The 11,066-nt window shown below is 71.6% G+C and carries 10 protein-coding genes; all 10 read right to left on the bottom strand.

Annotated features, from left to right (window positions below; all coding sequences use genetic code 11):
- Positions 1 to 7: 7 nt before the first annotated feature.
- Positions 8 to 1,297: a thymidine phosphorylase gene (locus tag ETU37_RS07245; RefSeq protein ID WP_129986581.1), complete on the bottom strand. Its 1,290-nt coding sequence runs from the start codon at positions 1,295 to 1,297 to the stop codon at positions 8 to 10.
- Positions 1,294 to 2,505: a cytochrome P450 gene (locus ETU37_RS07240; protein WP_129986580.1), complete on the bottom strand. Its 1,212-nt coding sequence runs from the start codon at positions 2,503 to 2,505 to the stop codon at positions 1,294 to 1,296. Before ETU37_RS07240 ends, ETU37_RS07245 begins: the two co-directional genes overlap by 4 nt.
- Positions 2,471 to 2,881: a cytidine deaminase gene (locus tag ETU37_RS07235; RefSeq protein ID WP_129986579.1), complete on the bottom strand. Its 411-nt coding sequence runs from the start codon at positions 2,879 to 2,881 to the stop codon at positions 2,471 to 2,473. The genes ETU37_RS07240 and ETU37_RS07235 overlap by 35 nt, the downstream gene beginning before the upstream one ends.
- The gene (locus tag ETU37_RS07230; RefSeq protein ID WP_129986578.1) at positions 2,878 to 4,140 is read right to left on the bottom strand and encodes an ABC transporter permease; all 1,263 of its coding nucleotides are present in this window, start codon (positions 4,138 to 4,140) and stop codon (positions 2,878 to 2,880) included. The genes ETU37_RS07235 and ETU37_RS07230 overlap by 4 nt, the downstream gene beginning before the upstream one ends.
- Positions 4,137 to 5,255: an ABC transporter permease gene (locus tag ETU37_RS07225; protein ID WP_240755598.1), complete on the bottom strand. Its 1,119-nt coding sequence runs from the start codon at positions 5,253 to 5,255 to the stop codon at positions 4,137 to 4,139. The genes ETU37_RS07230 and ETU37_RS07225 overlap by 4 nt, the downstream gene beginning before the upstream one ends.
- A complete protein-coding gene (locus tag ETU37_RS07220) occupies positions 5,252 to 6,808 on the bottom strand; it encodes an ABC transporter ATP-binding protein (protein ID WP_129986577.1) in 1,557 nt (518 codons plus the stop codon). The genes ETU37_RS07225 and ETU37_RS07220 overlap by 4 nt, the downstream gene beginning before the upstream one ends.
- A gap of 145 nt (positions 6,809 to 6,953) precedes the next feature.
- On the bottom strand, positions 6,954 to 8,015 hold the full coding sequence (locus ETU37_RS07215; protein ID WP_129986576.1) for a BMP family lipoprotein: 1,062 nt from the start codon (positions 8,013 to 8,015) through the stop codon (positions 6,954 to 6,956).
- A 161-nt stretch (positions 8,016 to 8,176) separates the two neighbouring features.
- Positions 8,177 to 9,364 (bottom strand): amidohydrolase, encoded by a 1,188-nt coding sequence (locus ETU37_RS07210; protein WP_129986575.1) that lies wholly within the window; start codon positions 9,362 to 9,364, stop codon positions 8,177 to 8,179.
- Between the two features lie 18 nt (positions 9,365 to 9,382).
- Complete coding sequence (locus ETU37_RS07205) at positions 9,383 to 10,393, bottom strand: hypothetical protein (RefSeq protein WP_129986574.1); 1,011 nt, start codon at positions 10,391 to 10,393, stop codon at positions 9,383 to 9,385.
- A gap of 52 nt (positions 10,394 to 10,445) precedes the next feature.
- Positions 10,446 to 11,018 (bottom strand): hypothetical protein, encoded by a 573-nt coding sequence (locus ETU37_RS07200; RefSeq protein ID WP_129986573.1) that lies wholly within the window; start codon positions 11,016 to 11,018, stop codon positions 10,446 to 10,448.
- Between the last annotated feature and the right edge of the window lie 48 nt (positions 11,019 to 11,066).

Raw genomic sequence — 11,066 nt, 5'->3', positions numbered from 1 at the left:
CCGAGGGCTACGGGGCCACCCGGTCGATGACCAGCGGCGAGGCCGTGTACGACGCCGCGTCCCCGACGTCGACGCCGCCCTCGAGCGAGGCGAGGGCGCGCTCGAAGCGGTCGGGCTCGTCGGTGTGCAGCGTGAGCAGCGGCTGGCCGGCGGTGACCTGCTCGCCGGGCCGGGCGTGGACCTCGACGCCGGCCCCGGCCTGCACCGGGTCCTCCTTGCGCGCCCGGCCGGCGCCGAGCCGCCAGGCCGCGAGCCCGACGGCCATCGCGTCCATCCGGGTGACGACGCCGTCCGTGTCCGCGGTGACGACGTGGGTCTCGCGCGCGGTCGGCAGCGTCGCGTCGGGGTCGCCGCCCTGGGCCGCGATCATCCGTCGCCAGGCGTCCATCGCCGAGCCGTCGGCGAGCTTGTCGGCCGGGTCGACGTCGCTGCGGCCGGCGCCGGCGAGCATCTCGCGGGCGAGCGCGAGGGTGAGCTCGACGACGTCCTCGGGGCCGCCGCCGGCCAGCACCTCGACGGACTCCCGGACCTCGAGCGCGTTGCCGGCGGTGCGACCGAGCGGGGTCGACATGTCGGTCAGCAGCGCGACGGTGGTGACGCCGGCGTCCGTCCCGAGCGCGACCATCGTCTCCGCGAGCTCCCGCGCGGTGGCCTCGTCCTTCATGAAGGCGCCGGTGCCCACCTTGACGTCGAGCACGAGCGTGCCGGTGCCCTCGGCGATCTTCTTGCTCATGATCGAGCTGGCGATCAGCGGGATCGCCTCGACGGTGCCGGTGACGTCGCGCAGGGCGTAGAGCTTCTTGTCGGCGGGGGCGAGACCGGCGCCGGCGGCGCAGATGACCGCGCCGACGTCCTCGAGCTGGTCGAGCATCTCCTGGTTGGTGAGGTCGGCGCGCCAGCCCGGCACGGACTCCAGCTTGTCGAGGGTGCCGCCGGTGTGGCCGAGGCCGCGTCCGGACAGCTGGGGGACGGCGACCCCGCAGGCGGCGACGAGCGGCGCGAGCGGCAGCGTGATCTTGTCGCCGACTCCGCCCGTGGAGTGCTTGTCGGCGGTCGGCCGCGACAGCGAGGAGAAGTCCATCCGCTCCCCCGACGCGATCATCGCGGCGGTCCAGCGGGAGATCTCGCGGCGGTTCATGCCGTTGAGCAGGATCGCCATCGCCAGCGCCGACATCTGCTCGTCGGCGACGACACCGCGGGTGTAGGCGTCCACCACCCAGTCGATCTGCGCGTCGGTCAGCTCGCTCCTGCCGCGCTTGGCGATGATCACCTCGACGGCGTCGTGCGCCTCGCTCATCGGTCTCCCTCGCTTGTCGTGGGGTTGGTCATGGTCCCCGAAACCGTGACGCGGTGGTAGCCGCGGAGCACGAAGGTACCCCGGGGCTCGGGCTCGGCCGCGAGGGTCAGGTGGGGGACGGTGCGCAGGAGGTGGCCGAGGGACTCGACCAGCTCCATCCGCGCCAGGGGCGCCCCGAGGCAGAAGTGCACGCCGGCCCCGAACGCCAGGTGCGGGTTGGGGTCGCGGTCGGCCCGGAACGTGTCGGCGTCGTCGAAGACCGCCGGGTCGCGGTTGGCCGCGCCGAGCAGCGCGGCGATCTTCCGGCCGGGCTCGACCCTCACGCCCGCCACCTCGACCTCGGCGGTCGCGGTGCGCTCGAACAGCTGGAGCGCGGAGTCAAAGCGCAGCATCTCCTCGACGCACGTCGCCACCTCGTCGGCCGTGTCGCCGGGCGGGCGGACCCCGGCACGCAGCATCGCCGCGAGGCCGTTGCCGAACACGTTGACGGACGCCTCGTGGCCGGCGTTGAGCAGCAGCACCGCGGACGCGACGACCTCGTCCTCGCTCAGCCCGCCGCCGCGGACGAGGTCGGACACCAGGTCGTCACGCGGGTCGGCGGCACGCTCGCGAGCCACCTCGCGCACGGTCGCGGCGAAGTCGGTGGCTGCCCGGACGGCCGCGGCGACGACGGCCTCGCTGGGTGCGACCTCGTACATCTTCACGATGGCCTGGGACCAGTCGCGCAGGTCGGGCGCGAGCGCGGCCGGGACGCCGAGGAGCTCGGCGATCACCAGCACGGGCAGCGGTTCGGCGTACTGCCCGATCACGTCGAAGCCGTCCGGGTCGACCTCGGCGAGAAGTCCCGCGGCGAGCTCACGGACCCGCGGCCGCAGCCGCTCCACGTGGCCGCGGTTGAACGCGGACGAGACGAGCCGGCGCATCCGGGTGTGCTCGGGCGGCTCGTTCTCCATCATCTGGTGCCGGTGGAGCAGGTTGAACGGCTCGAGGTACGCCGCCGGCTCCCTGTCCCTCCAGATCCGGCCGAGCCGACGGTCGCGGAGCACGGCCCCGGCCGCGGCGTGGTCGAAGGTGAGGTACATCCCCGACGCCTCGTGCCAGGCGACCGGTCCCTGCGCGCGCTCCTCGGCGAGGAACGGGTAGGGGTCGGCGACGAAGGCCGGAGCGCTCAGGTCAAGCGTTGTCGAGCGCATCGGGACCGAAGGCATCAGGGAGCACCTCGCTCATCGGCTTGACGCCCGAGACGGTCCAGAGCAGCAGGTCGGGCCCGCCGTTCTCGAACAGCACCTGGCGGCACCGGCCGCACGGCATGATCACCGCGCCGCGGCCGTCGACGCACACCGCGTGGGTGAGCCGGCCGCCGCCGGTGGCGTGCAGCGACGAGACCATCCCGCACTCCGCGCACAGGCCCACGCCGTACGCGGCGTTCTCGACGTTGCAGCCCACGACCACCCGGCCGTCGTCGACCCGGGCGGCCGCGCCGACCTTGTAGCGGGAGTACGGCGCGTAGGCGCGCTGCATGACCTCGACGGCCTGCGCCTTGAGCTCCTCCCAGTCCTGCTGGGTGAAGTCGGCCGCGCTCATCCAGCGCTGCCCTTGCGGTAGACCTGGCCGTCGGCCTTGGGCATCCGCAGCCGCTGGGCGGAGAAGGCAAGGACCAGCAGGGTCGCGATGTACGGCGTCATGCCGGTGAACTCCCGCGGCACCTGGTCGGTGGTGAGGAACCACACCAGGAACAGCAGGCCGATGACGCCGAACACGATCGCCTGCCGGGTCTGCTTGCGGGTGAACCGCCAGATCGCCAGCGCGAACAGGCCGATCGCGACGAGCAGCAGCAGCGCGTGGATGGTGTCGGCGGAGCGCAGCGGAAGGCTGTCGGTGTAGCCGAACATGAGGGAGCCGGCGAGGATGCCGCCCGGACGCCAGTTGCCGAAGATCATCGCGGCGAGGCCGATGTAGCCGCGGCCACCGGTCTGGCCGGTCACGAACCCGCTGGACGCGACCAGGGCGAGGAAGCCGCCGCCGACGCCGGCCAGCGCGCCGGAGACCACGACCGCGATCCACTTGTAGAGGATCACGTTGACGCCCAGGGACTCCGAGGCCTGGGGGTTCTCGCCGCACGAGCGCAGCCGCAGGCCGAAGCTCGTGCGCCACAGCACCCACCCGCTCACCCCGACCAGGGCGAAGACGAGCACCGTCAGGATGCTGAGGTTGGTGCTCAGCGCGGACACGAGCGACGCGACGTCGCTGACGAAGAACCAGCCCTTGTCCGACAGCGACTCGGCCCCGTCGGCGAGCCCCGGCACGGTGATGGACAGCGGCCGGTCGAGGCCGCTGAGCTGCCGGGGGCCACCGCCGGGCAGTCCCGTGAAGTAGGCCTCGGCCAGGAACGCCGCGGCACCGAGGCCGATGATGTTGACCGCCACACCGCTGACGATGTGGTCGACCCCGAAGGTGACGGTGGCGAGCGCGTGCAGCGCGCCCCCGACGGCACCCATCAGCGCGGCGCCGAGGATCCCGACCCACGGGCCGTAGTAGTAGGTGAAGTACGCCGCGCCCCAGGTGCCCAGGATCATCTGACCCTCGAGGCCGATGTTGACGACGCCGGCGCGCTCGCTCCACATGCCGCCGATCGCGGCCATCAGGATCGGGCAGGTGGCCAGGATCGCCGCGCGGAGGCTGCCCGACGAGTCGAGCTGGTCCTGGCCGGTGATCAGCCGGACGGCCGAGACCGTGACGATGGCGCCCAGCGCCAGCAGCAGCCAGAAGTAGGAGAACCGGGCCGCGCGCGGCTCCTGGGGAGCGGCGCCGGGCGTGCCGGTCGAGGTGGCCGTCTGGCTCATGCCTTCACCTCCGTGGTGTCAGAGGGGCCGGTGCCGGAACCTCGCGGTTCGGCCTGCAGCTTCTGGGTGACCGCACGCTGCTCGGCGGCCGCCTGGCGACGGCGCACGACCTCGTAGGCGACGACCACCGCGAGCACGATGACGCCCTGGGTGATCAGCACGACGTTCTGCGAGATGTCGCTGTTGAGCGTCAAGCGGTTGGACTGCTCGTTGAGGAAGGCGAACAGCAGCGCGCCGAACATGATGCCGAGCGGCCGGTTGCGGCCCAGCAGCGCGACGGCGATGCCGGTGAAGCCGAGGCCGGCCTGGTAGGCGGTGCCGTAGCTGTACGCCGACCCGAAGAAGGCGGGCATCCAGATCAGTCCGGCGATGCCGCCGGAGATCAGCATCGAGATCACGATCATCCGGCTGACCTTGACGCCGGACGCGACGGCCGCGGTCTCCGACATGCCCGTGGCGCGCAGGTCGAAGCCGAACCGGGTGCGGTTGAGCACGAACGAGAACGCGATGCCGGCCAGGACCGCGATCAGGACCAACGACCAGATCGCACCGTCACGTTCCAGGAACGGTGTGAAGCCCGGGACGCGGCTGCTCTCGGGGATCGTCGCGGTCTGCCGGGCGTTGCCCGTGCGGATGCCGTAGGTGCTCATGAAGTAGCCGACGAGGGTGCCCGCGATCGCGTTGAGCATGATCGTCGAGATGACCTCGCTGACGCCGCGGGTCACCTTGAGGACACCGGCGATGCCGGCCCAGAGCGCGCCGGTCACGACGGCGACGACCAGGCCCAGCACCACGTTGAGCGGGCCCGGGACGAAGGCGGCGCCGACGACGACGGCGGAGACGTAGGAGGCCATCTGGTACTGGCCCTCGACGCCGATGTTGAACAGGTTCATCCGGAAGCCGATGGCCGCCGCGAGAGCGGACAGGAAGATCATCGACGACTGGTTGACGATGTTGACGTAGACGCGGTCGGCCGGCGGCTCGAAGATGATCTGCCAGAACTCCATCGGGCTGCTGCCGGACAGGGCCACGACCACGCTGGTGATCAGCATGGCCGCGACCACGGCCACCAGCGGCGCCACCAGCGAACCGACGGCCTTCCTCAGCGGGGTCACTGCTGCGCCTCCGTCTCGTCGTCATGGCCACCGGTCATCGCGGAGCCCAGGTCCTGCGGGGTGATCTGCTTCGGGTCGAACTCGCCGACCAACCGACCGCGCAGGATCACCTCGATCCGGTCGGACAGTCCGATCAGCTCGTCGAGGTCGGCCGAGACCAGCAGCACCGCGAGTCCCTGGCGGCGGGCCCGCTTGATGTGCTCCCAGATCGCGGCCTGCGCCCCGACGTCGACACCGCGGGTCGGGTGGGCGGCAATCAGCAGGACCGGGTCGCCGCTCATCTCGCGGCCCACGATCAGCTTCTGCTGGTTGCCGCCGGAGAGCGCCCGGGCAGCGGTGTCGATCCCGGGGGTGCGGACGTCGTACTCCCGGACGATGCGTTCGGTGTCCTCGCGGGCCGCTCCGCGGTCGATCATGATGCCCTTCACCGCCGGAGGGCGGTCCTGGAAGCCGAGCACGCGGTTCTCCCAGAGCGGGGCGTCGAGGAGGAGGCCGTGCCGGTGGCGATCCTCGGGGATGTAGCCGATCCCGGCCCCGCGGCGCTCGCGGGTGTCCCAGTGGCTGATGTCCTGGCCGCCGACGGAGATCCTGCCGGCGCTGGGCTTGCGCATGCCCATGATCGCCTCGACGAGCTCGGCCTGGCCGTTGCCCTCGACGCCGGCGATCCCGACGACCTCACCCTTCCTGATCGTCAGGTCGATGTCGGAGAGCAGGGCGCGGCCGAACGAGTCGTGCAGGGTCAGGTCGACGACCTCGAGGAGGACCTGGTCGGTGACCGTCGACTCCTCGGTCTCGGGCGAGGGGAGCTCGGAGCCGACCATCAGCTCGGCGAGCTGGCGCTTGGTGGCGCCCTGGGGCTTCGCCTCCCCCACCGTGGTGCCGCGCCGCATGACGGTGATGTCGTCGGCGATCGCGAGGACCTCGTCGAGCTTGTGGGAGATGAACAGGATCGTGTTGCCCTGCGCCTTGAGCTCGCGCAGGTTGGCGAAGAGCGCGTCCACCTCCTGCGGCACGAGCACGGCGGTCGGCTCGTCGAGGATGATGATCTTGGCGCCGCGGTAGAGCACCTTGAGGATCTCGACCCGCTGTCGCTCACCGACGCCGAGGTCCTCGACGAGCTCGTCGGGGTCGAGGCCGAAGCCGTAGGCCTGGGAGATGCGGACGATCTCGGCCCGGGCCTTGTCACCGATGCCGTACATCTTCTCGGCGCCCAGCACGACGTTCTCGAGCACGGTGAGGTTGTCGGCCAGCATGAAGTGCTGGAACACCATGCCGATGCCCTGGGCGATCGCGTCGGTGGGCGAGGAGAACGAGACGTCCTTGCCGTTGACGGTCAGCGTGCCCTCGTCGGGCTTCTGCACGCCGTACAGGATCTTCATCAGCGTGGACTTGCCGGCGCCGTTCTCCCCGATCAGCGCGTGCACGGTGCCGCTGCGGATGGTGATGTCGACGTCGTGGTTGGCGATGACGCCGGGGAACCGCTTGCCGACCCCGCGGACGCGGACGGCGTCGGTCGCGTGGGTGGCGCCGGGTTCGGTGTCGGTGGCCGTCACGGGCTTCCCTCTCGTTGCACGTCGTTGTGCTCCCCCGCCTGCGCTCCCCGATCACGGGGCTCCCTGTCCATGGGACAGGCCCGGGGCCACACGCTATCGCGTGGCCCCGGGCCCGTGTGTCATGCCGTGCGGGTCCGTCAGGCCGTCACTTGACGGTCGACGGGACCTCCACCTCGCCGCTCTTGATCTTCTCGGCCCACTCGTCGATCTGGTCCTTGATGTCGTCGATGTAGCCACCCGAGGTCGAGTAGCCGACACCGTCGGCGGCCAGGTCGTAGGACTGGTACGAGGACAGCGGCTTGTCGTCGGCGACCGACTTGATCTCGTTGAAGGTCGCCGTGTCGACGCGCTTCAGCATCGAGGTGAGGATGTGCTCCTTCTGGTCGTCCGACGCGGTGAGGTACTGGTCGGAGTCGACACCGATGGCCCACATGTCGTCGCCGGCCTCGACCGCGGCGTCGAAGACACCGGAGCCCGAGCCGCCGGAGGCGTGGTAGACGATGTCCGCGCCGTTCTCGTACATCGCCGCGGCGGCGGCCTTGCCACCGGCCGGGTCGGCGAACCCGGAGAGGTCCTCCTCCTCGATATAGGTGACGTCGACCGTGATGTCGGGGTTCACGGCCTCGACACCCGCGGTGTAGCCGGCCTCGAACTTCTTGATCAGGTCGTTGTGCACGCCACCGACGAAGCCGACGTGGTCGGTCTGGGTCTTGAGCGCGGCCGCGACGCCGACGAGGAAGGAGCCCTCGTTCTCGGCGAAGCCGAGGTAGGCGACGTTGTCGTTGGCCTCGTCACCGGTCGGGTCGAAGCCGTCGACCACGCCGAAGCTGGTGTCCGGGAAGTCCGGGGCGACCGCGTCGACCGCCAGGCTGTAGGCGAAGCCGGTGCCGATGATCGGGTCGTGACCGTCCTCGGCCAGGGTGCGGAGGCGGTCCTCGCGGGCCGACTCGGGCTCGCCGTCCTGGGCCTGGGCCTCGGTGCAGGTCGCGCCGAGCTCCTCCTTGGCCTGCTCCATGCCGCGCGCGGCGGCGTCGTTGAACGACTGGTCGCCGCGACCACCGACGTCGTAGGCGAGGCCGACGTTGGGCCCGTCGCCGCCGCCGCCGCAGAGGTCGTCCTCGGCCGCCGTGTCACTGTCGTTGGCGCAGGCCGTGAGCGCGAGGCTCAGGACTGCGGATGCTGCTGCGATCTTGGTCAGGCGACGCAAGATGCCTCCTCATGGTTGCTGCGCCACCTATTAGGCGCCGAAATCAGGGGTCACCCTAGTGCCTGAACCCGGACACCTCAGCAAAAAACGAGCCGCCGGAGGGAAGTGTTACCGAGCGGTGACCCCAGGCGCCACAAGGCCTCCCGGACCGGTGACGGTGGTCATGCGTCCAGGGTCGTGAGCGCCACCGCGGCGAGCACCTTGGCGCCGACGGCGACGGACCGCTCGTCGACCACGAGGTCGCCCTGGTGAAGGTCGTAGGTGTGCCCGCCTGGCGTGCGGGTGCCGAGCCGGCCCATGGCGCCGGGCACGGACTCGACGTACCAGGCGAAGTCCTCCCCGCCGAGGCTCTGCGGCGTCGAGACCAGCCCGGTCGGGCCGAGCACGGAGGACACGGCGCCCGCCAGCAGCGCGGTGGACACCGTCTCGTTGACGACCGGCGGCACACCCCGGACGTAGGTGATCTCGGCGCCCACGCCGTACGGCGCGAGGATGTGGGCGATCAGCTCGCGGACGAGGTCCTCGGCGTCCGCCCAGGCGACCGCGTCGAGCATGCGCAGGGTGCCGGCGACCTCGCCGCTGGCGGGGATGACGTTCTTGGCGGAGCCGGCCCGGACCATGCCCCAGACCAGGCTGGCGCCGGCGCGCGGGTCGAGGCGACGCGACAGGGCGCCGGGCAGCTCGGTGACGAGCTTGCCGACCGCGTAGGTGAGGTCCTCGGTGAGGTGCGGGCGGGAAGTGTGGCCGCCGCGCCCGGACAGCCGGATGGTGAGCGCGTCGGCCGCGCCGGTGATCGGTCCCTCGCGGAGGCCGACCTCGCCGACGTCGACGGACGGGTCGCAGTGCAGGCCGAAGACGTGCACGACGTCGTCCAGCGCGCCGCCGGCGATCAGCTCCAGGGCACCGCCGGGCATGATCTCCTCGGCCGGCTGGAAGAGCAGCCGCACCCGGCCGGGCAGCTCTCCGGCCTGGTCGAGCTCGGCCAGGGCGAGCCCGGCACCCACGAGTGCGGCGGTGTGCACGTCGTGGCCGCAGGCGTGCGCGACGCCGGGGACCGTGCTGGCCCACGGCTCGCCGCTGCGGTCCTCGACCGGGAGGGCGTCGAGGTCGGCGCGGAGCGCGACCGCCGGGCCCTCACGCTTCCCGATCTCGGCGATCAGTCCGCTGCGAGGGAGCATCCGCACCCGGATGCCCTGCTCGTCGAGCCGCTTGGCGACGAGCGCGGTGCTGCGCTCCTCCTCCCACGCGAGCTCCGGGTGGGCGTGCAGGTCGCGCCGCAGGTCGACCAGCTCGTCGCGCGCGGCCGTGACGGCACGCTCGAGATGCGCGAGGTGGTCGGGTCGTAGCACTCCCCGGAGGTTACCCGTTCAGGAGACGTTGCGAACCAGCGCCTGCGACTCCGAGACGGGAACGTCGACCGTGGTGCTCGTCGTCACCGGCGGGAGTCCCTGTGGCGCCGTCGGCGCCGGCGTGCCGGTCCACGTGGCGCCCCAGGTGGCCGTCGCCAGCACCGGGAACCCGCTGTCGTACCCGAGCGAGGCGCGGGTGAACGGGAACGCGCAGCCGCCGGAGGTGTCGCTGCCACCGGCGTACGGCGTCGTGAACTGCTCGTAGGTGCAGGTCTGCCCGCCGGCCGGCGAGGTCAGCACGAAGTCCTGGGCCTCGGCGACGACGGTCGCGGAGACCGGACCGACTCTGGCGGTGATGTCCCAGGTGTCGGCGTAGCCGTCGGCCCAGAACATCGTGTCGAGGTTGACCAGGGTCGCGCCGGACCCGGTGACCTCGGGGTTGCGGTTGATCTCGGGCTCCGGGATGTCCATGGAGTCGTAGGCCGCGTCACGCAGCACCTCGACGTCGACGGCCGGGGCCGGCGGCTCGCCACCCGGGCCCACCAGGGTCGTGTAGTTGGGGATGAACCCGAGGTCGTCGGGATACTTCAGCGCGATGCCGGCGTACTCGCCCACGCGGTCGTCGGACATGCTCACGGAGCACTTGAGGAGGTACCACATGCTCCCCTCGGGAGCGTTCTTCTTGGCCTCCTCGTAGCGGTCGACCGAGCCGTAGCCGGCGACGTACTCCTTGCCCGAGTGGTGCGGCGTGTTCCACATCTCGCGGACCTCCTTGAGGGCCGCGTCGGGGTCCATCCAGGGCTCGTACCAGCAGATCGGCGGGACGCTCGCGACCACCGATCCACCGCCACCGCCGCTCGGGGCGGCCGTGCCGGTGTAGGTCACCTGCACGCAGTAGCTGCCGCCGCCGCACGACGACCCGGCGCTGTCGAAGCCGTCGGCGTTCGCCGCAGCCTGCCCCAGGAACGCCAGCGCGGTGCCGGCCCCCAGCGTCAGCGCGGCCTTCACGGCCAGTCTCGTCAGGCTCATCGATCCCCCGTCGTTCCGTTCGCGCTCGCTCAGACCTGACACGGCGCCGTGCTCAGGCGGACCGCGTCCGCCACCACCCAGCCGTCGGATGCCCGCTGAGCACGCCCCGAAACGTGTAGAAGGGGTTCAGCGGCTCCGTCGGCCGGTCGTTGCCCTGCTTCACGTCCACCGACCAGTTCTGGGCACAGCTCCGGACGGTGGCCTGCCGGCCGGTGATCCTGACCGCCCCGACCGCGATCACGGCGTCGCCCCGGGTGTAGAGCTTCTCGTCCTGCAGGTAGCGCACGTAGGCGATGACCTGCTCGGCGGCCTTCCCCGTGGCGACCTCGCCCAGCGCGGCCGGGTCCAGCTCGGGACCGGCGAACGCGTCGAACCGGGTCTGCCAGTAGGCGATCCAGGCGTCGGCCACCGCCTGCCGCTCGTCGTCCTTCACCGCGACACGACCGGGGTAGATCTCGTGCCCCTCGTCGTCCGCCTCGCCGGCGGGGTCCTCGGACTCGGTCGGGCTCGGGGACGGCTCGCTGGGCTGCGACGTGCCCAGCTCGACCTCGCGGGCGGGGGTGTCGGCGTCGGACGAGCAACCGGCGAGGACCGAGAGCGCGCAGGCCAGGACGACGGTCGGCACGAGTGTCTTCTTCACTGGTGCGGTCTCCCCCGAGGCTGGCGACGGTGC

It is taken from the genome of Nocardioides iriomotensis, assembly GCF_004168035.1.
GTDB lineage: Bacteria > Actinomycetota > Actinomycetes > Propionibacteriales > Nocardioidaceae > Nocardioides_B > Nocardioides_B iriomotensis.
The sequence above is the reverse complement of the archived record's forward strand: the minus strand, read 5'-3'. Positions and strand labels throughout refer to the sequence as shown.